Annotated in this window: 21 protein-coding genes; 10 read left to right on the top strand and 11 right to left on the bottom strand. The window is 65.3% G+C overall.

Annotation, left to right across the window (positions count from 1 at the left end; translation table 11 throughout):
• The first annotated feature begins 47 nt into the window (after positions 1 to 47).
• On the top strand, positions 48 to 983 hold the full coding sequence (locus tag ABIA45_RS06350) for a cyclase family protein (RefSeq protein ID WP_036025535.1): 936 nt from the start codon (positions 48 to 50) through the stop codon (positions 981 to 983).
• A 119-nt stretch (positions 984 to 1,102) separates the two neighbouring features.
• Here the strand turns inward: ABIA45_RS06350 and ABIA45_RS06345 are convergent, their stop codons facing one another.
• Together ABIA45_RS06345 and ABIA45_RS06340 are read right to left on the bottom strand one after the other, a co-directional pair.
• Positions 1,103 to 3,349 carry a DNA/RNA non-specific endonuclease gene (locus ABIA45_RS06345; protein WP_271538116.1) on the bottom strand — a complete coding sequence of 749 codons (2,247 nt, stop codon included), beginning with the start codon at positions 3,347 to 3,349 and terminating at the stop codon, positions 1,103 to 1,105.
• 273 nt (positions 3,350 to 3,622) lie between these two features.
• Positions 3,623 to 3,835, bottom strand: a complete 213-nt coding sequence (locus ABIA45_RS06340; protein WP_157287544.1) for a hypothetical protein — start codon at positions 3,833 to 3,835, stop codon at positions 3,623 to 3,625.
• A 47-nt stretch (positions 3,836 to 3,882) separates the two neighbouring features.
• Between ABIA45_RS06340 and ruvX the strand changes: the two genes are divergently transcribed.
• Together ruvX and ABIA45_RS06330 are read left to right on the top strand one after the other, a co-directional pair.
• Positions 3,883 to 4,368 carry a Holliday junction resolvase RuvX gene (gene ruvX / locus ABIA45_RS06335; RefSeq protein ID WP_271538123.1) on the top strand — a complete coding sequence of 162 codons (486 nt, stop codon included), beginning with the start codon at positions 3,883 to 3,885 and terminating at the stop codon, positions 4,366 to 4,368.
• A gap of 4 nt (positions 4,369 to 4,372) precedes the next feature.
• Positions 4,373 to 5,296, top strand: coding sequence for an AEC family transporter (locus tag ABIA45_RS06330; protein WP_404651412.1), 924 nt, complete (start codon positions 4,373 to 4,375; stop codon positions 5,294 to 5,296).
• Positions 5,297 to 5,425: 129 nt separating this feature from the next.
• Here ABIA45_RS06330 and ABIA45_RS06325 read toward each other — a convergent pair whose 3' ends face one another.
• The 4 genes from ABIA45_RS06325 to ABIA45_RS06310 all read right to left on the bottom strand — a co-directional run bounded on the left by ABIA45_RS06325 (position 5,426) and on the right by ABIA45_RS06310 (position 10,282).
• The gene (locus ABIA45_RS06325) at positions 5,426 to 6,190 is read right to left on the bottom strand and encodes a lysostaphin resistance A-like protein (RefSeq protein ID WP_404651411.1); all 765 of its coding nucleotides are present in this window, start codon (positions 6,188 to 6,190) and stop codon (positions 5,426 to 5,428) included.
• Positions 6,191 to 6,336: 146 nt separating this feature from the next.
• On the bottom strand, positions 6,337 to 7,980 hold the full coding sequence (locus ABIA45_RS06320; protein WP_404651409.1) for an acyl-CoA dehydrogenase family protein: 1,644 nt from the start codon (positions 7,978 to 7,980) through the stop codon (positions 6,337 to 6,339).
• A gap of 185 nt (positions 7,981 to 8,165) precedes the next feature.
• Positions 8,166 to 8,939 carry a M15 family metallopeptidase gene (locus tag ABIA45_RS06315; protein ID WP_404651408.1) on the bottom strand — a complete coding sequence of 258 codons (774 nt, stop codon included), beginning with the start codon at positions 8,937 to 8,939 and terminating at the stop codon, positions 8,166 to 8,168.
• Positions 8,936 to 10,282, bottom strand: a complete 1,347-nt coding sequence (locus ABIA45_RS06310; RefSeq protein ID WP_404540673.1) for an NADase-type glycan-binding domain-containing protein — start codon at positions 10,280 to 10,282, stop codon at positions 8,936 to 8,938. The genes ABIA45_RS06315 and ABIA45_RS06310 overlap by 4 nt, the downstream gene beginning before the upstream one ends.
• A gap of 225 nt (positions 10,283 to 10,507) precedes the next feature.
• Between ABIA45_RS06310 and ABIA45_RS06305 the strand changes: the two genes are divergently transcribed.
• The 4 genes from ABIA45_RS06305 to ABIA45_RS06290 all read left to right on the top strand — a co-directional run bounded on the left by ABIA45_RS06305 (position 10,508) and on the right by ABIA45_RS06290 (position 14,915).
• The gene (locus tag ABIA45_RS06305; protein WP_128265307.1) at positions 10,508 to 11,455 is read left to right on the top strand and encodes an aspartate carbamoyltransferase catalytic subunit; all 948 of its coding nucleotides are present in this window, start codon (positions 10,508 to 10,510) and stop codon (positions 11,453 to 11,455) included.
• A gap of 5 nt (positions 11,456 to 11,460) precedes the next feature.
• Positions 11,461 to 12,762 carry a dihydroorotase gene (locus ABIA45_RS06300; protein ID WP_404655617.1) on the top strand — a complete coding sequence of 434 codons (1,302 nt, stop codon included), beginning with the start codon at positions 11,461 to 11,463 and terminating at the stop codon, positions 12,760 to 12,762.
• Positions 12,763 to 12,809: 47 nt separating this feature from the next.
• Entirely contained in the window at positions 12,810 to 13,406 is a 597-nt protein-coding gene (plsY, locus tag ABIA45_RS06295; RefSeq protein WP_036015094.1) for a glycerol-3-phosphate 1-O-acyltransferase PlsY, read from the top strand.
• Between the two features lie 309 nt (positions 13,407 to 13,715).
• On the top strand, positions 13,716 to 14,915 hold the full coding sequence (locus ABIA45_RS06290) for a patatin-like phospholipase family protein (RefSeq protein WP_404651406.1): 1,200 nt from the start codon (positions 13,716 to 13,718) through the stop codon (positions 14,913 to 14,915).
• Here ABIA45_RS06290 and ABIA45_RS06285 read toward each other — a convergent pair.
• Positions 14,907 to 16,151, bottom strand: coding sequence for an amidase (locus ABIA45_RS06285; protein ID WP_404651404.1), 1,245 nt, complete (start codon positions 16,149 to 16,151; stop codon positions 14,907 to 14,909). The two genes, ABIA45_RS06290 and ABIA45_RS06285, sit on opposite strands and share 9 nt — an antisense overlap.
• A 91-nt stretch (positions 16,152 to 16,242) precedes the next feature.
• Here ABIA45_RS06285 and dprA point away from each other — a divergent pair, with 91 nt between their 5' ends.
• Positions 16,243 to 17,385, top strand: a complete 1,143-nt coding sequence (gene dprA, locus ABIA45_RS06280) for a DNA-processing protein DprA (RefSeq protein ID WP_404651403.1) — start codon at positions 16,243 to 16,245, stop codon at positions 17,383 to 17,385.
• A 156-nt stretch (positions 17,386 to 17,541) separates the two neighbouring features.
• Here the strand turns inward: dprA and ABIA45_RS06275 are convergent, their stop codons facing one another.
• Complete coding sequence (locus ABIA45_RS06275; protein WP_404651402.1) at positions 17,542 to 17,994, bottom strand: winged helix-turn-helix transcriptional regulator; 453 nt, start codon at positions 17,992 to 17,994, stop codon at positions 17,542 to 17,544.
• Between the two features lie 83 nt (positions 17,995 to 18,077).
• Between ABIA45_RS06275 and ABIA45_RS06270 the strand changes: the two genes are divergently transcribed.
• Complete coding sequence (locus ABIA45_RS06270; protein ID WP_271538146.1) at positions 18,078 to 18,686, top strand: FMN-dependent NADH-azoreductase; 609 nt, start codon at positions 18,078 to 18,080, stop codon at positions 18,684 to 18,686.
• 72 nt (positions 18,687 to 18,758) lie between these two features.
• Here the strand turns inward: ABIA45_RS06270 and ABIA45_RS06265 are convergent, their stop codons facing one another.
• Positions 18,759 to 19,532: an SDR family oxidoreductase gene (locus ABIA45_RS06265; RefSeq protein ID WP_271538148.1), complete on the bottom strand. Its 774-nt coding sequence runs from the start codon at positions 19,530 to 19,532 to the stop codon at positions 18,759 to 18,761.
• Positions 19,533 to 19,642: 110 nt separating this feature from the next.
• Between ABIA45_RS06265 and ABIA45_RS06260 the strand changes: the two genes are divergently transcribed.
• The gene (locus tag ABIA45_RS06260) at positions 19,643 to 20,119 is read left to right on the top strand and encodes a helix-turn-helix domain-containing protein (protein WP_271538149.1); all 477 of its coding nucleotides are present in this window, start codon (positions 19,643 to 19,645) and stop codon (positions 20,117 to 20,119) included.
• A 20-nt stretch (positions 20,120 to 20,139) separates the two neighbouring features.
• Here the strand turns inward: ABIA45_RS06260 and ABIA45_RS06255 are convergent, their stop codons facing one another.
• Both ABIA45_RS06255 and ABIA45_RS06250 read right to left on the bottom strand, forming a co-directional pair.
• Positions 20,140 to 20,415 (bottom strand): hypothetical protein, encoded by a 276-nt coding sequence (locus ABIA45_RS06255; RefSeq protein ID WP_271538151.1) that lies wholly within the window; start codon positions 20,413 to 20,415, stop codon positions 20,140 to 20,142.
• 117 nt (positions 20,416 to 20,532) lie between these two features.
• Positions 20,533 to 20,772: a hypothetical protein gene (locus ABIA45_RS06250; RefSeq protein ID WP_036025554.1), complete on the bottom strand. Its 240-nt coding sequence runs from the start codon at positions 20,770 to 20,772 to the stop codon at positions 20,533 to 20,535.
• Positions 20,773 to 20,970 lie beyond the last annotated feature (198 nt).

The following is a 20,970-nucleotide window of genomic DNA, read 5'->3' as shown; positions in this document are numbered from 1 at the left end:
ACCATAAACGAAGCCAAACACCGGCAGAAACATCGGGAGGACTATTGATGCGCAATACGCTCGTGTTGTGCTGCGTCGCTGCGTTGTCGGCGATTTCAGGAACCGCAAGTGCACAGGACTGGACCAAATCGAAATGGGGGCCGAACGACGAGATCGGCGCCGCCAACTACATGACGCCCGAGCTCGTGGTGAAGGCGGCATCGCTGGTGAAGACCGGCAAGACCTACGCCCTCGGCATCCCCGTCACGCCGCAGACGCCCGCCTACCCGCCGCGCACCTTCAAGCTCACCATCGTGCAGCCCGGACAGGCCGGCACCCCGGGTCTCGGTCCGAACAAGGCCACTTACAACGATGACATCCTCGACAGCTGGGTCGGCATCGGCAGTCAGCTCGACGGGCTCGGCCATCTCGGCGTCGAGCACGTCTACTACAACGGCAACAAGCTGGCCGATTTCGCCGATCCCAATGGCTTGAAGAAGCTCGGCATCGAGAAGGTGCCGCCGATGGTCGCCCGCGGCGTGCTGCTCGACATGGCCGCCTATTTCAAGACCGACGTGGTGAAGGAAGGCACCGCCTTCAACGTCAAGGAGATCGAGGAAGCCGCCAAGCAGCAGAACGTCGAGATCCGCCAGGGCGATGTCGTCATCTTCCACACCGGCTGGCTCAGCCTGATCGGCAAGGACGACAAGCGCTACTCGGCCGGCGAGCCCGGCCTTGGCGTCGAAGGCGCGAAGTACCTCGCCGGCAAGGGCGTCGTCGCGGTCGGCGCCGACACCTGGGGGCTCGAGGTGCTTCCGTTCGAAGGCAAGACCGTGTTCGAGGTCCACCAGATTCTGCTCGCGATGAACGGGACCTATATCCTCGAGAACATGGACACCGCCGCGCTCGCCCGGGACAAGGGCTACGAATTCCTGTTCGTGCTGGGCCAGCCGCGCTGGACCGGCGCCGTGCAGGCCATGATCAACCCGATCGCGATCCGCTGACGCCACACGCGCGTCCGTCGAAAGGAGCCGGGTGAGGTCTTGCAGTGTCTCGATAGAGCGCACCGCTGCCCTCACCCGAACGTCGCGTCGGTTTCACTGCTTGGCGAAACAAGCGCTCCTCAGAGTCGAATGTCCTCGTAGGACTCGATCCGCCGCGGACCGACCGAGGTCGCCTCGTGCGAATCCGCATCAGTGAGATTGCCGAAATCCAGCTTGGTCAACCTCGTCAGGTCCGCGATCGAGACCTGGAAGACGCTGACATCCTCCTCGGACATCCGCTCGCGCAGATCCGCCTCCTGGATGCGATCGATCTCCATGACCTGCTTTCGCTGGCTCATCAGGAAGGCCGCCGCCTTGAGAGCATCGTCATCCTCGTTGCGTCGGATCAGGATCTTCCAAAAATATTTCGGGATTTGGACGCCGCCGAAGCTTGGATCCTTGTGCGGCCGCCCGGCCGGATTGGGCAGATCGGATCCATCGGCGTCGGGCCCGTCGAACACCGGACCGTTCATGACGATGCCCTTCTCCTCGCCTTCGAGCAGGACATCGCGTGTATAATCCTCCAATCCCGCCCACAGCTGCTTGCCCTGGTTGAACGAGAAGAATTGCGGCGAGCAATTGGTGAAATGGAAAGAATCGTCGCCATGCTGCTTGGCCGCGGCGACGGTCTCGCCCCACGTCGCATCCAGGCGGCGCACGAGATGACCGCGGTCGAACGGATTCTTGCTACGATCCGCCTCGAAAGTGGCCTGCTTGCGGTAGAACTCGTCACCGATCTGGGCATCGTCGTCGATGCGCGGATCGCGCAGCCAGGAATCACCCTCGCGCTTGCCGACGTCCTGCTGCTTGCCGCCGTCGATGTTGACGCAGCTGAAGAAGGCGAGCCGGCGCTCCTTGTTCATGACAACGCTGTAGTTGAAATATTTCAGCTCGGATTGCCTGGAGCTTCCCTTGAGCATCGCGATCCTGGGCTTGAGCGAGGCCGGAATCTTCGGCAAGGGCACCGAGAATCTGCCGGTGCCAAGGAAGTTCGCCTTGTATCCGGGACGCGATTTCAGCGTGCTCTGATCGATGTGCACGGCCTCCATCGGGAGGCCGTTCCTCGCGCTGATGTAAGGCAACAGGCCGGTCGGCGGAGCAATCAATGGCGTGCCGCCGTTCCGCTTGCCGCCGTTCGTGCCGCCGTTCGGCGTCCGGCCATTGCCATGACCTCCCGCCGGGCTCGGTAGCGGCGGCGTTGGAGCGAGAGGAATCTCCTTCCTGAACATCGGCAGCGGAACGCGGATCGGGACCACCAGAGACGTGCCGTCGACGGATTGCTCGACCCAGACATTGGCGCCGTACGGAGTTGCGTCAATCGGGGGCCGCAAGGCTCGCTCGATCTCGGGCCGGCCTGGCGGGTCCATCTCGTCCAGCACAGGCCTGATCAGAGGGTGAGAGCCGACGGCCACCTTCAGATCGGCGACGATCGCGCTGATCCGAATGCCTTCATTGGCGATCCAGTCGATCGAGGATTCGTCCATCGACGGCTTCCACACCTTGCCGTCCTTGGTCAGGATGCGACCCTGCGCATTCTTCCGGGGAACACCGCTGTGGTGCAGCGCAACCACCTGCCAGAAGCGGTTGAACGCCGGCGACCCTGACGATCCGGCCGTCGTGTCGGTATTGTACCAGAGGAAGTCACCGACATATTTGAGCAGCTTGTTCTCGCGGACGCAGACCTGCTTCATCTGCCCGCTGGGATGCTGGATGATGGTGAGATACTCGCCCGGATCTGCCTTGCCGGGCGCGTCACTGAGCGGCAGCCATCCCCAATCCTCGAGTTCCTCGTGGCCTGACAGCGAGGTCGGCGCCACCGCGACGACCGAGAAATCCAGCCGGTCATTGGTGTAGAAGAATCTGCCCGGCTCGAATCCGAACCTCACCGGCACACGCTCTTGTCCCGAAGCGTCCAGTTCGTAGTTGAAATCGGCGATCGAATGGGCTGCGTCGGAGGGCCGGCCGAAGACATGATGATTGGTCAGCAGCAGACCGGGCCCGATCAGAAAGCCGGAGCCATAGCCGAGCAGATTCGACTTGGCATCCCTGAGTTGGATACGGCAGACCGAGCGCGAGGCTGCGGTCCCCTTGGCAAGATAATTGATGCTGTCGAGATCATTGCCCTGGATGATCCGCTCCAGGCCAATTTCGGCCTTCTCCACGTCCCGCGTCTCGGCCAGCAGCTGGCGCTGGCGCAGACGCATCTTTTCGACCGACATGTCGATCGGACCGTCGCCCAATTTCCGGTTCAAGGCTTCGGGTGAGAACTCGGCTTGCTTGAATCGCCGTTCTGAGCCCGCGATCAGGCTTGGCTTGATGAGCATCATGACCTCTCAAATGATTGGCGAATATTGGACGCGTCGGCGCCCCCAAAAAAATTGGCGCCAAGTTGCAGCGGCGGGCCGGACTGCCGGTCGCAGCCGATCGTTCCCGAAATCGGGGGCATGCACCCAATACTACTTTAGACCTGTAACTCTATTGCCACGCAACCACGCGGCATCATGCCATGGCCTGCAGCATCACCAGTGTGAGATTTCCCACATTTGATCGATACAGCCGTGCATCACGATTTCGCGCGCTGCTTGCGGCCCTCTGGCGATCTACGGCTTCAGGTACCAGCGCCGCAATGCCACGACGGCCCAGATCGCCTCGACGAGGCCGAACGGCCAGGCGCCTTGCAGGAAGCCATACGCGGAACCGAGCGCGCAGGACGCCGCGAACAGCAGCACGAACCAGTGGCTGCGATCCTCCAGGGCATAGCAGACCAGCATCGCCGTCACGGCAAACAGGCCGAATAGTGTCAGTGCATCCATGGTTATCAGTTCACCCCGCAGCGCAACGCGTGATATGCGCTAAAGCCATGCCGGCTCCTATCCTGCCTCTCATCGATGCTGCAACCCACTGGCCCGCGCGCGGCGCGCTGGTCGGGCTCGACTTGGGGACCAAGACCATTGGCGTTGCCGTATCCGATCCGGACCGGCGGCTGGCGACCGGCGTCGAGACGATCCAGCGCAAGCAGTTCAAGCAGGATGCCGCCAGGCTGCTGGCCATCGCCACGGAGCGCAAGGCGGTCGGCTTCGTGCTCGGCCTGCCCATCAACATGGACGGCAGCGAAGGTCCACGCGCGCAATCGACCCGCGCCTTCGCGCGAAATCTGGCCGGATTGACCGCGCTGCCCATCGGTCTCTGGGACGAACGCCTTTCGACGGCGGCGGTCGAGCGTGAGCTGATCGGCATGGACGTCAGCCGCGCCAAGCGCGCCGAGGTGATCGACGAGCACGCCGCGATCTTCATCCTGCAAGGCGCGCTCGATCGCCTGGCAAACCTGCGCACCGGACCCGGCTGATCCCATGGCCGTCGTCGTCGCGGCGCTGCTGCCGGTCTTCATCCTCATCGTGCTCGGCGTCGTGCTGAAGCGCAGCCTGATGCGGCTGGACACGCAATGGCACGGGTTGGAGCAGCTGACCTATTTCGTGCTGTTTCCGATGCTGCTGATCCAGACCCTGGTCAAGGCGGACCTCACGAAAGTTCCGGTCGCCGGCGTCGGCGGCGCGCTGCTGCTGTCGGCGCTGGCGATGTCGCTGCTCTGCCTCGCATTGCGCCCGGCTCTGTCCCGGCTCGACATCGACGGCCCCGCCTTCACGTCGATCTTCCAGGGTGCGACGCGCTGGCAGACCTTCGTTGCCCTGTCGATCGCCGCCAATCTGTTCGGCGATGTCGGGCTGGCGCTCGCCTCCGTGGCGATGGTGGCGATCATCCCGCTCGTCAACGTGTTCAGCGTCTCGGTGCTCGCTCGTTACGCATCGCCGGAAAAGCAATCCGGCCGCGCCATCGTCATAACATTGGTGCGCAATCCCTTGATCTGGGCCTGCATCATCGGCCTTACTTTCAATGTCACCCACCTGCCGCTGCCAAGGCTCTGGCATGAGGTTGCAGACGCGCTCGGCAGTTCTTCCCTCGCCATCGGCCTGCTCGTCACAGGCGCGGGCCTGCATCTCGAAGGGCTCTTCCGTCCAAGCCTCGGCGCAGCCGTCGGCGTCGTTTTAAAGCTCTTGCTGATGCCCGCGCTCGCGATGGGGCTCGGTCTCTGGTTCGGGCTTTCCGGCAACAGCCTGGCGATCGTGGCGATCTGCTCGGCGGTGCCGACCTCGTCCAGCGCCTATGTCCTCGCCCGCCAGATGGGCGGCGACGCCCCGCTGCTGGCGCAGATCATCACGCTGCAGACGATCTTTGCAGCCATTACGATGCCGATCGCGATCGGGCTGGCGGCTTAGCACTCGTCATGACGAGCGCACCTCTCTCACCTCGTCATTGCGAGGAGCTCTTGCGGCGAAGCAATCCAGACTGCCGCAGCGGAGAGATTCTGGATTGCTTCGCTGCGCTCGCAATGACGGAGTTGCGGCCTAGCTCCCCAGCCACATCGTCAGCACCACCGCGGCGAGATTATTCAGCGCGTGCAGCACGATGGTAAGCCACAGCGAGCCGGAGCGGTAGCGCATGTAGCCGAACCACAGGCCGATGGCAAAAACTTCGGCGAGGAAGTACATGTCGTACTGCAGATGGACGATTGTCCACACCAGCGACGACATCAGGATCGCGCCGGGTGCGCGCAGGAAGCTCGCCGACCAGCCACGGAAGAGGAAGCCTCGCGCCAGAACCTCTTCCGACATCGGCGCCGCCACAGCGAATGCGGCGAGCAGCAGCAGCGCCGCGCCCTTGTCACGGCCCGATTTCAACAGATCGGTCATGAAGCCCGGCGTCGCCTCGCGACCGAGCGCGCGCGACATCGTCTCCCAGAGCAGCACGATCAGGATGAGGCCGACGGCGCCGAACAGCAGTTGCTTCCAGGACGGCCAATGCAGCGCGAGATAATCGACGAACGAAGCTTTCTTGATGCGAATGGCGAGCCAGACCGCGGCCAGTGTCGCCGGCAAGCCCATGATGACCGAGAGCGCAAGCGTCTGGGGCTCGCGGCCGACGACCTGCAGCGAAGCGAGGTCCATGGGTAGACCACGCTGCGCCGCCAGCAGAAGGACGGCGCCGATCTGCCCGACGAACATCGCGACGAAGATGAAGAGGCCCCACAGCGCCGTGCCCCAGAACTTCCAGACACGCGGTGTCGCCGGCGTCGCGGTCAACGGCGGATGATCGGGGTTGAGGGAGTCCATCAGCAGGCTTTCGTTGGAGAGCGCAAACTATCGAGCGATCGTCATGCCCGGGCTTGTCCCGGGCATCCACGTTCTTCTTGCCGCGCAGCAAGACGTGGATGGCCGGGTCAGGCCCGGCCATGACGCTGCGGAGAGACCGTGCCCAGTCACGGCAGCGCCCGCTCCAGCAGGGCGCGCACGTCGGCGCTGTCGAGTTCGACTGCGCCGTACATGCTGGCGTGATTGGTCGCAAGGCGCGTGGCCGCGAACAATTCGGCCTGGCGCGGCGACACGCCATTGAGCGCGGCCGTCGCGGCCAGTAATGACAGCTTCTCGACCGCAAGCCGCGCGACGCGCTCGCCGTCGGCGCGCCGAAACGTCTTGCCGATGAAGCTGGCCGCCTCGCCCGCCCCAGGCAGCCCCTTGGTCTCGGCCGCAAGCGCTTGCAGCACCGCCGTCGCCGCCTCGCCCTCGCGCGAGAGCGCGCGGAGCACGTCGAAGCACATCACGTTGCCCGAGCCCTCCCAGATCGCGTTGACCGGCGACTCCCGATAATGGCGCGCCAGAATGCCGTCCTCGACATAACCGTTGCCGCCGAGGCACTCCATCGCCTCAAACAGGAACGGCGGCGCGCTCTTGCAGGTCCAGTATTTGATCGCGGGCGTGAGCAGTCGCATATAAGCCGCCTCCGCCGCATCGTGCGGCGTGCGGTCGAAGGCACGGCAGAGCCGCATCACCAGCGCCGTGCTCGCCTCCACATGCAGCGCCATGTCCGACAGCACGGCCTGCATCAGGGGCTGATCGGCCAGATGCTTCTGGAACACGCTGCGATGCCGGGCGTGGTGCAGCGCATGCGCAAGCCCCGAGCGCATCAGGCCGACGGAGGCGATCGCGCAATCCTGCCGCGTCAGCTGCACCATCTGGATGATGGTGCGGATGCCCTTGCCTTCCTCGCCGACCCTTTCGGCATAGGCGCCGACGAACTCGACCTCGGACGAGGCATTGGAGCGGTTGCCGAGCTTGTCCTTCAGCCGCTGGAACTGAACGGCGTTGACCGATCCGTCCGGCGCGAAGCGCGGCATGAAGAAACAGGTCAGCCCGCCATCCGCCTGCGCCAGCACCAGGAATGCATCGCACATCGGTGCCGACATGAACCATTTGTGCCCGGTGATGCGATAGCCGTCCCCGTCGCGCACGGCGCGCGTCATGTTGGCGCGCACGTCGGTGCCGCCCTGCTTCTCGGTCATGCCCATGCCGAGCGTCATGCCGCGCTTCTGCCACCACGGCGCAAAGCTCGGATCGTAGCTCTTGGTCGACAGCACCGGCATCACCCGCGCGAGCAAGTCGGGCTGCATCGCCAGAGCACCGACGGAGGCGCGCGTCATCGTGATCGGACAAAGGTGGCCAGTCTCGACTTGCGCAGCCATGTAGAACTTTGCGGCGCGAATGACCTCGGCGCCATCGCCGGCCGGCTTGCCATCCGCGGTCCAGGTAGAATTGTGCACGCCGGCATGCGCACTGTGCGCCATCAGTTCGTGATAGGCGGGATGAAACTCGACCTGGTCGCGGCGATTGCCCTTGGCATCGAAGCTGCGCAGCTTCGGCGTGTTCTCGTTCGCCACGCGCCCGCGATCGGCCATCGCCGCCGAGCCCCAGTGCCTGCCGAACTCCGAGAGCTCACGCTCGGCCGCTGCGCCGCCATTGGCCCTGACCGCCTCGATCAGCGGTCGGTCCACGGCGAAAAGATCAATGTCCTCGAATGGCGGCGACTGGTTGAAGACCTCGTGGGTCGCAAATGTGGGCTGGGTCATTTTGCTTCCATCGAATCTATCTCGGCTCGGGCGCCACCTCTCCCATTGGGAGAGGTCGCGCCGGAGGCGCGGGTGAGGGGCTGCGCTCTATCGAGGGACCTGATCCCCTCACCCGGCGCTTCGCGCCGACCTCTCCCCTTGGGAGAGGTAACCCTGCTCGCAGGTGCTTCCGTTTCAACCGAACTCTACCTCGTCCGCGGCTGGATCGGGAAATCATAGGCCGCCCCGCCCGTCCCCGGCAGGGAAAAATGCCACCACTCCTTCGAATAGTTCACAAAGCCTTGCCTGGCCATCGCAGCCACCAGCCGCTTGCGCCAGGAACGCTGCTCCGGAGTGATCGATGGTGCCGCAGTGTGCCCCTTCGGGTCGGTGCAGTCGTAGCCTGTGCCCATGTCGACGCTGCCCTCCGGCGCCCGCGCCTCGACCGGCGCCGTGCAATCCGAATAGGTCTTGGCTGGATCATATTTGGCGGAATTGTCCGCCCTGAGATCGACCAGCGTGAGATCGAGTGCCGCACCGGTCGAATGCTGCGAACGGCTCGCAATGTAGCCGAGGCGGAACAGCTCGGTCTTCGGGATCTTCGGATTGTAGCGCCGCTCCGACGCGGTCTCGCGGCCGTTCTGCGACCACTTGACCATGTCGAGCGAGGCCCGCGCCGGCCGGTAGCAGTCGAACATCTTGAGCGAGAGATTTTGCGCCGCCAGCTCCTGCTGCACCGCTTTCAGCCGCAGCCCCACCTCGCGCTTCACCACGCATTCGCCGGCATCGTAGCCGGCGAGCGGACGGCCGACGAAATTGTTCGACGTGGCGTAACGGATGTCCTGGATGATGCTGGGATCGATGTCGCGCAGATAGACGAAGTCGCCGGGCAAGGTCTGCGCCCGCGCGGGAACGAGAAACGATAGTGCGAGCAGCACGACAAGCGCGGCGCACGCCGCGGTTCCGGTCCTTGCGGTCATTGCACCGGATCCGAGTTGACCAGAAGCTTCGTGATCGCGGTGTCCGTATATTTGTTGCCGGCCCAGACGTCGTCGATGATGAACTGCATCCAATGGGCCGACACGGGCGGCCGCAATGTCAGCAATTGCGCCGACAGCTTGTCGTCGAGAATGAAGGTCTGCGACTCGCCGCCCGAGAACAGCACGCGGATCTGGCGAACCCTGTTATTCTTGGCGAAGATGTCGGGGCTTTTCTGGTAGCCGTTCTGCACGTGGATCGACTTGACCCGCCGCACGGTTTCGAACTCGATGGTGATCCATTCGCCGATGCCGTTGCCGGATGCGCCCTCCACCCAGGCCGTCCCCGTAGAGGCGTCGAACAAATTCGCTGCGCCGTACGAATTGCCGAATTGCGGCTTCAGCATCGAGCTGACGCAATAGGTCTCGAAGCCGCTGCGGGCGCAGCTTTCGCCTGCCGCGGAGGGACGCGGCGGACGCATGGTGGCGCGCTCCGCGACCGCAAGCCTTGCCGGCGGCTTCGCCAGCATGCCCGCCACTTTCGGCGCCCCGTTCGACGATTCCGCATTCCAGAGAAAAATGCGCCCGCCGAGCGTCTGGTCGTAATAAGCGGGCGTCTGCTCGTGCGGTGCTGCTTGTCCTCCGGCATCCGTCGCCTTCAGCGCCAGCGCCGCCACGCGCTCGCGCACCTCGACCGCGAGGTCGCCGAGATGCAGCTCGGGCCGCTTGAGCTGCTCGACGAATATCCGCGTGAACACCGAGTTGTGCGCCGTATCGTTACTGCCGAGCTGGTCGAGCGCGGTCTGGCCGATGCCTGCGGAATAGAGCGTAAAGATCCCGCGCGCGGGCCGGGCGTCAGCAAGCCCCCGCCTGTTCCCGATCGAACGTCCCGCGGCGCGCGGAAACGGATTGTCACGGCAGGCATCGATGACGACGAAGGCGACCCGCACCGCCTTGGCCTGAAGCTCCGAAATCACGTCGGGCTCGGCGATCGAGGCCCCGCGCACCCGCGCCTCGGCGCCCTCATTGACGGTGGGAACGTCACTCGGCACGAGGTAGTTCACCCCCGCGATCGCAACGCCGTGTCCGGCATAGAACAATGCGGCGGTATCGCCCGGCTCGAGCCGCGACGTGAAATCCGCAAGCCGGTCGATCATGCCCTGGCGGCCAAGATTGGTCCCGAGCACGATGTCGAACCCGAGCGACCTCAGCGCGTCAGCCACGGTCGTTGCGTCATTGGCGGCCTTCTTCAATTGCCGGTCGGCCGGCAGGTTCGGATAGAGATCGTTGCCGATCACGAGTGCGACGCGTTTTTCGGCCCAAGCCGGTGTCGCAAGGCCAGCCATGCACGCGGTCGCGAGCGCAGCAACATTGCGCGCCAGTCGATTAAAATACCGCGTGCCCGTCATGATCCAGCCCGTGACGCAACCAATGTTGCGAGTCTAGCGCAAAGCGGCTGCCCCGAACACCGGCTGGCGGCGCCGCCTCCGCCGCAAAGCGCCGTGGATAAGTCCGGCGGCGGGATTTGAAGCTTGCTCCCCCCGCCGTCCGCCCCTATAGCTCTGCTTTTAATGACATCGAAATCGACCTTCGTCCTCGGCCACCGGCATTTGCTGGGCATCGAGGGCCTTTCCGCGGCCGACATCAGCGGCCTCCTCGACCTGTCCGAAGAATATGTCGAGCTCAACCGCCAGGTTGACAAGAAGCGCACCGTCCTGCGCGGACGGACGCAGGTGAACCTGTTCTTCGAGGCCTCCACCCGGACCCAATCCTCGTTCGAGCTTGCGGGAAAGCGGCTGGGCGCCGACGTCATGAACATGTCGGTGGCCTCCTCGTCCATCAAGAAGGGCGAGACACTGATCGACACCGCGATGACGCTCAATGCGATGCACCCGGACATCCTGGTGATGCGCCATCACGCCTCCGGCGCGGTGGAACTGCTGGCCCGCAAGGTCGACGGTTCCGTGATCAATGCCGGCGACGGCGCGCACGAGCATCCGACCCAGGCGCTGCTCGATGCGCTCACCATCCGCCGCAACAAGGGCCGGATCGAGGGGCTGGTGGTCGCGATCTGCGGCGACGTGCTGCATTCGCGCGTCGCCCGCTCCAACATCATCCTGCTCAACACCATGGGCGCCCGCGTCCGCGTCGTCGGGCCCTCCACGCTGCTGCCGCCGGGCATCGAGCGGATGGGCGTCGAGGTCGCGCGCGACATGCGCGAGGGTCTCAACGGCGCCGACATCGTCATGATGCTGCGGCTGCAGCGCGAGCGCATGAACGGCTCCTTCGTGCCCTCGTCGAACGAATACTTCCACTATTTCGGGCTCGACCAGAAGAAGCTCGCTTACGCCAAGCCGGACGCGCTCGTGATGCATCCCGGCCCCATGAACCGCGGCGTCGAAATCGACACGGCGGTCGCCGACGGTGCGCAATCCCTGATCCGCGAGCAGGTGGAGATGGGCGTCGCCGTGCGCATGGCGGTGCTGGAAGCGCTCGCCCGTAACCTGCCGAACGCGTGATGCCGATGTTGACCGATCGCCGCCCCATCCTGCTGGCCAATGCCCGCGTCGTCGATCCCTCCAGGGATTTCGACGGACTCGGCGACGTCCTGATCGCCGACGGCAGCATTCGCGAGACCCGCCGCGGCATTGGCGCGGCCGGCGTCCCCGAGGGCACCGACATTGTCAATTGCTCCGGCAAGATCGTCGCACCCGGCCTGATCGACATGCGCGCCTTCGTCGGCGAACCCGGCTTCAGCCACCGCGAGACCTTTGCCACGGCGAGCCAGGCGGCTGCGACCGGCGGCATCACCACCATCATCTGCCAGCCCGACACCTCGCCGGTGATCGACAATTCGGCGACGGTCGATTTCGTGATGCGCCGCGCCCGCGACACCGCGATCGTCAACATCCAGCCGATGGCCGCCCTCACCAAGGGCATGCACGGCCAGGAGATGACCGAGTTCGGCTTGCTCAAGGCCGCTGGCGCCGTCGCCTTCAGCGATGGCGCCAGAAGCGTGACCAATGCGCAGGTGATCCGCCGCGCGCTGACCTATGCGCGCGATTTCGACGCGCTGATCGTGCATTACACCGAAGACCCCGATCTCGTCGGCGAAGGCGTGATGAACGAGGGCGAGTTCGCCTCGCGGCTCGGCCTGATGGGCATCCCGAATGCCGCCGAGGCCGTGATGCTGGAGCGCGATCTGCGCCTCGTCGCCCTCACCGGCGGCCGCTATCACGCGGCGTCGCTGACCTGCATCGATTCCCTCGACATCCTTCAGCGCGCGCGCGATGCCGGGCTCGCCGTCAGCGCCTCGGTCTCGATCAATCATCTGGCGCTGAACGAGAACGACATCGGTCCTTACCGTTCGTTCCTGAAGCTGTCGCCGCCGCTGCGCACCGAGGACGACCGCCGCGCCCTGGTGGCGGCAATCGGCTCCGGTCTGCTCGATGTCATCATGTCCGACCACAATCCGCAGGACGTCGAGGGCAAGCGCCTGCCGTTCGCGGAAGCCGCGCCCGGCGCCGTCGGGCTCGAGACCATGCTGCCGGCCGGCCTGCGGCTGGTGCACAATGGCGAGATCGAGCTGAAGACGCTGATCCGCGCGATGTCGACCCGCCCGGCCGAGCTGCTCGGGCTGTCGGGCGGAACCCTGCGCGCCGGCAGCCCCGCGGATGTCATCGTGATCGACCCCGACGTGCCCTGGGTGGTCGATCCCGCCGACCTCAAGTCGCCCTGCAAGAACACCCCGTTCGACGAGGCCCGCTTTACAGGCCGGGTGGTGCGCACCATTGTCGGCGGACGAACGGTATATGAGCATGTCTGACGTGCGGCTTCGTTCGACGTGGAGAATGGGCCTTTGGAGATGCCGCCATGGCGCTTGAACCGTTTCTGCCGGTGGCTTTCGTCATCGGCTATCTCCTCGGCTCGATTCCGTTCGGGCTGATCCTGACTAGGCTCGCGGGCACCCAGGATATCCGCTCGATCGGCTCCGGCAGCATCGGCGCCACCAACGTGCTGCGCACCGGACGCAAGAGCCTCGCCGCGGGCACTCTGCTGTTCGACGCGCTCAAGGGCACCGTGGCGGTGGTGATCGCCGGCTACATCGCAGGCCCCTATGCCGCAATGGTAGCCGGGCTCGGCGCTTTCCTCGGCCACCTCTTCCCGGTCTGGCTGAAGTTCAAAGGCGGCAAGGGCGTCGCGGTCTATATCGGCATCCTGCTGGGGCTGTTCTGGCCGGGCGCCGTCGTGTTCTGCCTGCTCTGGCTGGCGACCGCCTTCACCACCCGCTATTCCTCGCTATCGGCGCTGGTGGCGGCATTCATCACGCCGATGTTCCTTTGGTGGTTCGGTCATCTCGCATTGTCGGCACTTGCCGCCGTGCTGACCCTGCTGTTGTTCTACGCGCATCGCGAGAACATCAAGCGCCTGCAAGCGGGCAAGGAAAGCCGGATCGGCGAGAAAGCCTAGAGCATGATCCGGAAAAGTGCGTAGCGGTTTTCCGAAAAGATCATGCTCAAACAATAACCTAAAGCGCGACGACGATTCCTAATCGCATCGCGCTTTAGAGCGCTTTCGGCGAAGTGGATGCCGGTTCGCGTCAAGAAGACGCCTCAAACAAGAATCTGAAATCGGAAGAAGTACGGATACCGTCGCACCCCTTCTGCATTATATGCCAAATCCTGTTCGCAATTGCCGTGCGAGTCACGGCATGCTGTAGCGAACGGGTTCCATGCCTGTCATCCTGACACGGGAAACGGCGTTAGGCGGTTGCTCAGAATGAGCGAGAAGATTGTCGGCGTGAATGACGGGATCGGCTCGCTCGGTGCTTCCGGCACTGCAGCAAGCCGGCTGCTCTCGGCGACCAATATCTGGTCCGACGCGCCGCTGCCCGCGCCTGCTGCACGGCCAGCGCCGCAGCCGGAGCCCGCAGTTAAACCTGACGCTCCGCTCGATGTCGTCGTCACCAAGGCTGCACCGGTCGCGCCCGCGCGGGCGCGTTCCGAGCAATGGCCGCCGCGAAAGCTTTCGCTGGCGCTGCAGGGCGGCGGCACCTTTGCGGCCTTCACCTGGGGCGTGCTGGAGCGCCTGCTCGAAGAGACGTCCATCGAGATTGACACCGTCAGCGGCGCCAGCGCCGGCGCCATCAATGCGCTGCTGCTCGCTTGCGGCCTGGCCGAAGGCGGCCGCGAAGGCGCCCGTTCCAGGCTGAACCGGTTCTGGGTCCGGCTGATGCACGAGGCCTCGTTCCGCTCACTGATGCTGATCGGCGGCTTTTCGCCCGCGGGAAGCTCGGTCGCGTTCGGCCCGACCCTGCGCTCCGGCCAGTTCGATCCGTTCGATCTCGATCCGCTGCGGCAGGCGGTCTCCCGCGACATCAACTTTTCCGTCCTGCGCCATGTTCGGTGCCCAAAACTGCTGATCGCGGCGACGCGGATCCGCGACGGGCAGCAGCAGATTTTCGGCAACGAGGCCATCACCGCCGACGTCGCGCTGGCCTCGACCTGCCCTCCGCTAGTCCATTGTGCGGTCGAGATCGACGGCGAGGCCTATTGGGACGGCGGCTTTGGCGGCAATCCGCCGCTGCTGCGCCTGGTGCAGGACACGGCGGCAACGGATCTGCTGCTGGTCCAGGTCACGCCGACGCGCGACAGCTACGTGCCGATCACGCTCGCCGCGATCGACCGCCGGCTCGACCAGATCGCGGCCAACGCCGCGCTAAAGGCCGAGATCGCCGCGATCGAATGGGCGCAGTCGCACATGGCCTCTCCGCTGCGGCTCACGAGGATCGCGGCGGAAGACTCTTTTGACGGTCTGGCGCAGCGCTCATCCACCGATCTCGGCCGCGGCTTCATTCGCCTGCTGCACCGGAGCGGCCGCGCAGCCGCCGAGCAATGGCTCGGGCAAGGCGCGGGCGCCGGCGCAGCGCCCTCAGCGCCCGCTCAGGCCCTCGCTCCTTCCGAACCTGTGCTAGCCTGATTTCGCCAGCGCGTCCTCCAGGAACCAGGCCGCCGCGAGCGCGAGCGGATCGTTGCCGAAGCGTGCGATCACCTGCACGCCAACTGGCAGGCCACCGACCTTGAGCACCGGCACGTTGACGCAAGGATTGCCCATCAGCGTCCACAGCCGGTTGTAGCGGGGATCGCCGGTGGTCGCGAACTCCTTGGCCGGCGCGGTGCCGGGCGCGGAATAGGTCAGCAGCACGTCGACCCCTTCGAAGAGTTCGCCGAGCTCGCGGCGGCCGCGACGGCTGATGCGGCGCGCGTCGTCATAGTCTTTCGGCGTCAGCCCGACCGTCGCATCGAGACTGGCGCGCAGCATCGGCGCGATCTCGTCGTGACGTTCCGAAAACTCCCAGGCGAGCGCGCGATGCGCTTCATAATCCTGGATGATCGGGTGGATGCGCCAGGCCTCCTGCACCGCCTCGGGCAGATCGATGGTCTGCACCTTGGCACCGGCGCGCATCGCCGCCTTGATCGCAGCCTGCAGCCCCTCTTCGGCGGCCGGCTCCACGGTGCCTGCGAAATCCTGCCTGACCACGCCGATGCGCGGCGACTTCGCTGGGCTGATGCCGGAGAACTCCGTGCGGCCGGTCATCGCCAAGAGGCCGCGCGCGAGATCCTCCGCCCGGGCGCCGAACAGGCCGACCGTGTCGAGCGCCCATGAATAGCACTTGACGCCGACGGTCGGCAGCATCCGGAACGACGGCTTGATCGCGGCCGTCCCGCAATAGGCCGCCGGCCGGATCACCGAGCCGCCGGTCTGAGTACCCAGCGCCAGCGGGATCATGCCGGCGCCGACGGCCGCCGCCGAGCCCGAGGACGAGCCGCCGGGCGAATGCGCCGTATTGTGCGGATTGCGCGTCGGCGTCGGATCGCGCGAGGCGAACGCGGTCGTGGTGGTCTTGCCGATGATGGTGGCCCCGGCCCGCTTCAGCATCATCACCACCGGCGCATCAGCGCGCGGCTGCCAGCCGCGATAGATCTCCGAGCCCATCTCGGTCGGCATGTTGGCGGTGTCGATGATGTCCTTGATGCCGACGGCAATGCCGCGCAGCGGGCCCGAGGCTTGCGCCTTCCCGGATTTGTCGTGCCGGACGAAAGCCTGGACGTCCTCCTCCCTGGCCTCGATCGCCGCATGCGACTGGGCGATGGCGTCATCGGGCGAAAGCTCCCCCGCCTCGATGCGGCGCTGGAGGTCGGCAAGTGAGATCATGGCAACATCCTTCTTATTGCGATCGCTTTTAGCATCGCAGCGAGGTCGTGCAAGCGTACGTCCCTGTTGCGCAACGCCCTCAGGTTGCTCCATGCTGTCGCTGCAAGGAGCCGCCGTGGACGCCATCAACAGAAGCGTGGAGCTGACCGAGGCCGAGCGCATCGACCGCCTGCGGCTGATCCGTTCCGACAATGTCGGGCCGCGCACCTTCCGCTCGCTGGTCGATCATTTCGGCAGCCCGCGCGCCGCGTTGGAGCGGCTGCCTGATCTCGCGCGCCGCGGCGGCGCGGCGCGATCGGGGCGCATCTGCAGTGCGGATGAAGCAAAGGCCGAGCTCGCCGCGAGCCGCAAGTTCGGCATCGCCTGGCGCGCGCCCGGCGAGGACGGCTATCCGGCGCGGCTGGCGATGATCGACGATGCGCCGCCGCTGCTCGCCCTGCGCGGCGACACCAAATCCCTGATGCGGCCGATGATCGCGATCGTCGGCTCGCGCAACGCCTCCGGCGCCGAACTTAAATTCGCCGGCCAGCTCGCGCGCGAGCTCGGCGAAGCCGGCTTCGTGGTCATCTCGGGCCTCGCCCGCGGCGTTGACCAGGCCGCGCATCGCACCAGCGTCGAGAGCGGCACGATCGCGGTGCTCGCCGGCGGCCACGACTGCATCTATCCGCCCGAGCATGGCGACCTGCTCGCCACGATCCTCGACCACGCCGGCGCTGCGATCTCCGAAATGCCGCTCGGCCATGAGCCGCGCGCCCGCGACTTTCCCCGCCGCAACCGATTGATCTCGGGCGCTTCGCTCGGCGTCGTCGTGGTCGAGGCGGCGCACCGCTCGGGCTCACTGATCACAGCACGCATGGCGGCCGAACAGGGCCGCGAAGTGTTCGCCGTCCCGGGCTCGCCGCTCGATCCGCGCGCCGCCGGCACCAACGACCTGATCAAGCAGGGCGCAACGCTCGTCACCGAAGCCGCCGACATCATCAACGCGGTTCAGCCGATCATGGAACGGCCGCTGATGCATCCCGCGAGCGAGCCCGACAGCGAGCCGTTCGAGAGCGATCCGCAAAGCCATGATCGCGACCAGATCACCGGCCTGCTCGGCCCGGCCCCTGTTACAATCGACGACCTCGTCCGGATGTCCGGCGCTTCTCCCGCGATCGTGCGCACCGTGCTGCTGGAGCTCGAGCTCGCCGGCAAGCTCGAACGCCACGGCGGCGGATTGGTGTCGCTGGTTTAGCGTCTCCAGATGTCATTCCGGGGCGGCTCGAAGAGCCGAACTATGATGCGCAATTGCGCATCTGAGAATCCATTCGTCCACTTGCTCTGCCGCTGGATGGATTCCGGGCTCCCTCGCTTCGCCCGGGTCCCGGAATGACGGATTGGAGGCCGTACGCTAACCTTCCTTGCGTCGATCGAACCGCGTTCGTGCCGCCTCGATTTGCTCCAGATGCGCGATCGCCCATTCTCCGAGCGCTTGCACCGGCTGCTGGAGGCCGCGGCCAAGCTCGGTCAGCTCGTAGTCCACCCGCGGCGGGATGGTCGGAAAGATCGTGCGCGTGACGAGGCCGTCGCGCTCGAGGCCACGCAACGTCAGGGTCAACATCCGCTGCGAGATGCCGTTGATCATGCGCTTGAGCTCGTTGAAGCGCTTTGGCCCGTCGCTCAGCATCATGATGACGAACACGCTCCACTTGTCGCCGACGCGGGACAGCACGGAGGCGACCCCGCGGCAGTCCGCATGGTTGGGATCCGGCATGGGCCGTGACATGGGCCTTGGATCCGGCCTCGGATTTGGCCGCGGCGGAGCAGGCAATTCGATGTGCGCAGGTTTCAATGATGTGCCCATGGCTCAAAAAAGTGCGTTCTTGCGGGGATTTCGATAGTCACACATGTAGCGCTGGTTACAAACTTATACCAGGGTGACCCCACATGAAGCTCCTCCATGTCGACTCCAGCGTGCTCGGCCCCCACTCCGTTAGCCGGCAGGTTTCCGCCGCCATCGTCGACCGGCTCCGGCAGGCGACGCCCTCGCTTCAAGTCGTCTACCGCGACCTGACCGAGACGCCGCTCGCCCACCTCTCCGGCTCGCACCTCGCCGCCGCGCAAGGCGCCGCCGCGCCGGCGGAACTCGGGCCCGACCTTGCCGCAAGCGCGGCGGCGCTGGAGGAGTTCCTGGCCGCCGACATCGTCGTGATCGGCGCGCCCATGTACAATTTTACCATTCCGAGCCAACTCAAGGCCTGGATCGACCGCATTCTCGTGGCGGGGAAGACTTTCAAGTACGGCGCGGCCGGGCCGGAGGGACTCGCCGGCGGCAAGCGCGTGATCGTGGCCATTTCGCGCGGCGGCCACTACGGCGCAGAGACGCCCTACGCAGCCGGCGAGCATCTCGAAACCTATCTGCGCTGGGTGTTCGGCTTCATCGGTATCACCAGCGTCGAATTCATCCCGGCTGACGGCATCCAACTCGGGCCGGAGCACCGCGAAAAGGCGATTGCCGGCGCGCTCCAGTCCGCAACAAGCCTGCGCGCCGCCTAGGACTCGCGACAGCCAAGCCGCCCGGCGCAACGCGTGTGTTGCGCCGGGCGGAATCACGTTTGATGGATTAAGTCAGCCGCGATAGATCGGCGCGCCGCTCGGCGAGGCCACCGCGCCGCCGTCGACGAAGATTTCCTGGCCCTGCACATGCGCGGAATCATCGGAGGCGAGGAACAGCACCGTCTTCGCCACGTGATCGGTCTCGCCGATGCGGCCGAGCGGCGTCGACAGCGCGATCCGCTTCTCGAACACCTTTTCGGCTTCCGGCGTCGCGGTCGCGGGTCCCCAGATCGGGGTGCGGATCGCGCCCGGCGCGACCACGTTGACGCGAATGCCGCGCGGCGACAGTTCTGAGGCCATGATCCGCGCCATCGCCCGCACGCCGGCCTTCGCCGCGCCGTAGGCCGAGTAGCCGGGAATGCCGAGCACCGAGATCACCGAGCCGTTGAGGATGATCGAGGCGCTGTCCTTAAGAAAGGGCAACGCGGATTGAACGGTGAAGAACACGCCGGTCAGATTGGTGCTGATCACCTTCTCGAACACCTCTGGTGTCGCCGATCCCAGCGGAGTGCCGCCGGCGATGCCGGCATTGGCGAACACGATGTCGAACTTGCCGAATTTCTCCGCGCCCTGCTTGATCGCAGCTTCCGTCGCCGCGATGTCCGTCGCGTCGGCTGGCAGCGCGAGCGCGTTCGGCCCGAGCTCTTTCGCGGCCGCGGCCAGCGTCTCCTTGTTACGCCCGGTGATCACCACCTTGGCGCCCTCGGCCACGAACAGTTTTGCCGTCGCCAGCCCGATGCCGCTATTGCCGCCGGTGATCAGCGCCGTCTTGTCCTTCAGTCTCACGCTCGCCTCCAGTAGTTGCATGATGAAACCATATTGCGATTTAGGCCATATGGTTTTATGATGCAACCACACAAGCGCGTGATCGACTGAACGCGACCGGATGGACGACGATGGTGAAACGAACGAGCTTTGCCGGTGATGCCTGCCCGATCGCGCGGTCGCTTGAGGCGCTCGGCGACTGGTGGTCGCTCTTGATCATCCGCGAGGCGCTGTTCGGCGTCCGCCGCTTCGGCGAGTTTCAGAACAAGCTCGGCATGGCCAAGAACATCCTGGCGGCGCGGCTGCGATCGCTGGTCGACCACGGCATTCTGGAAACCGCCCCCGCCTCCGACGGCAGCGCCTATCAGGAATATGTGCTGACGACGAAGGGCCGCGGCACCTTCCCGATCCTGGTCGCGCTGCGGCAATGGAGCGAGGAGTTCGACGACCACCCGGAGGAGATCGCGACCATCCTGGTCGATCGCGCGAAAGGCCGTCCGGTGAAGAAGCTGGAAATGCGCGCCGATGACGGCCGCCTGCTCAGCCCCGCCGACACCACCCTAAAGCCGCGGCCGGCGCGGCGACGAAGGTCGGCCGAAGCGAACTAGTCTGGCGAAGCTGAGCTTCGCTAGCATCCGACCAGGCTGGCTTTGCGGACGGTTTTCAGGCGGTTTGCGCGTTGATGCCGCCCGAACTGGACGTCGTAGCTCAGGTCATAAACACAGCCGACCTTCATGGCGGCGAAATCTGCGTTCCGCTCGATCATGTAATGACCGGAAGGCTCTGTCATGAGATAGACACGGCCGGGCTCGGCCCAGGCTTGATCGACGCCGCGATAGATCACCCGGTCGGTCGAGCCGGTAGCCGCAAACCAGAGGATCAACCCTCCGATCAAGGCCGCCATGATGACGAGGCTACGAATGTCGTTGCGGAGCTTGTCAGCCAGGGTCGAGAGATTGGACGCGCTATTCACGCTTGGTTGGTCGCGGGTCGAGCGCGGCAGTTCAATTCGTCCAGCCTGTCACGACAGCTTGCGCTTGGTCCGTAGCCGCAGGTGCTCGTCGGCCTCGAGCTTGGTCATGCCCAAGAGATAATGCAGCACGTCCAGCTTGTGGCGCTCGGCCAGCTTGCGTAAGGCCCCCGTCTGCTCGGCGATGAAGGCCACGGCCTCGTCCGCACCGCCCTCCCCCGGTTCCTCGTGACGCGTGCCCCCCGGCGCGCCGGACCCGGCGCGCGCCCGTTTTTTTCCTGGCTTGGTCACCAGTACCCCACCCGAATCCATGCCCCGACAGGACATTACGCCCACATCAACCGCAACTCCAAGGTGGTATTCTGCAACTTTTTCGATATGAAACTTTTCCCATTGCGGCGCCTTTCAACACCCCACGATTTGACAGGGGGCCGCTCACCACCCATGTTCGGGTCGAAACGGCCGACCCGAGTCCTTTCGTTTTCGGCC

It is taken from the genome of Bradyrhizobium sp. USDA 336, from assembly GCF_044908355.1.
Lineage (GTDB): Bacteria > Pseudomonadota > Alphaproteobacteria > Rhizobiales > Xanthobacteraceae > Bradyrhizobium > Bradyrhizobium yuanmingense.
The sequence above is the reverse complement of the archived record's forward strand: the minus strand, read 5'-3'. Positions and strand labels throughout refer to the sequence as shown.

Bases quoted from the DNA above. Each gene is read 5' to 3' on its own strand.
- ruvX (WP_271538123.1), top strand. From the start codon at position 3,883: ATGCCGGCTCCTATCCTGCCTCTCATCGATGCTGCAACCCACTGGCCC.
- ABIA45_RS06310 (WP_404540673.1), bottom strand. From the start codon at position 10,282: ATGGCTGGCCTTGCGACACCGGCTTGGGCCGAAAAACGCGTCGCACTC.
- ABIA45_RS06345 (WP_271538116.1), bottom strand. From the start codon at position 3,349: ATGATGCTCATCAAGCCAAGCCTGATCGCGGGCTCAGAACGGCGATTC.
- ABIA45_RS06290 (WP_404651406.1), top strand. From the start codon at position 13,716: ATGAGCGAGAAGATTGTCGGCGTGAATGACGGGATCGGCTCGCTCGGT.
- ABIA45_RS06350 (WP_036025535.1), top strand. From the start codon at position 48: ATGCGCAATACGCTCGTGTTGTGCTGCGTCGCTGCGTTGTCGGCGATT.
- dprA (WP_404651403.1), top strand. From the start codon at position 16,243: ATGCTGTCGCTGCAAGGAGCCGCCGTGGACGCCATCAACAGAAGCGTG.
- ABIA45_RS06255 (WP_271538151.1), bottom strand. From the start codon at position 20,415: ATGGCGGCCTTGATCGGAGGGTTGATCCTCTGGTTTGCGGCTACCGGC.
- plsY (WP_036015094.1), top strand. From the start codon at position 12,810: ATGGCGCTTGAACCGTTTCTGCCGGTGGCTTTCGTCATCGGCTATCTC.
- ABIA45_RS06285 (WP_404651404.1), bottom strand. From the start codon at position 16,151: ATGATCTCACTTGCCGACCTCCAGCGCCGCATCGAGGCGGGGGAGCTT.
- ABIA45_RS06330 (WP_404651412.1), top strand. From the start codon at position 4,373: ATGGCCGTCGTCGTCGCGGCGCTGCTGCCGGTCTTCATCCTCATCGTG.
- ABIA45_RS06270 (WP_271538146.1), top strand. From the start codon at position 18,078: ATGAAGCTCCTCCATGTCGACTCCAGCGTGCTCGGCCCCCACTCCGTT.
- ABIA45_RS06260 (WP_271538149.1), top strand. From the start codon at position 19,643: ATGGTGAAACGAACGAGCTTTGCCGGTGATGCCTGCCCGATCGCGCGG.
- ABIA45_RS06325 (WP_404651411.1), bottom strand. From the start codon at position 6,190: ATGGACTCCCTCAACCCCGATCATCCGCCGTTGACCGCGACGCCGGCG.
- ABIA45_RS06320 (WP_404651409.1), bottom strand. From the start codon at position 7,980: ATGACCCAGCCCACATTTGCGACCCACGAGGTCTTCAACCAGTCGCCG.
- ABIA45_RS06305 (WP_128265307.1), top strand. From the start codon at position 10,508: ATGACATCGAAATCGACCTTCGTCCTCGGCCACCGGCATTTGCTGGGC.
- ABIA45_RS06275 (WP_404651402.1), bottom strand. From the start codon at position 17,994: ATGGGCACATCATTGAAACCTGCGCACATCGAATTGCCTGCTCCGCCG.
- ABIA45_RS06300 (WP_404655617.1), top strand. From the start codon at position 11,461: ATGTTGACCGATCGCCGCCCCATCCTGCTGGCCAATGCCCGCGTCGTC.
- ABIA45_RS06340 (WP_157287544.1), bottom strand. From the start codon at position 3,835: ATGGATGCACTGACACTATTCGGCCTGTTTGCCGTGACGGCGATGCTG.
- ABIA45_RS06315 (WP_404651408.1), bottom strand. From the start codon at position 8,939: ATGACCGCAAGGACCGGAACCGCGGCGTGCGCCGCGCTTGTCGTGCTG.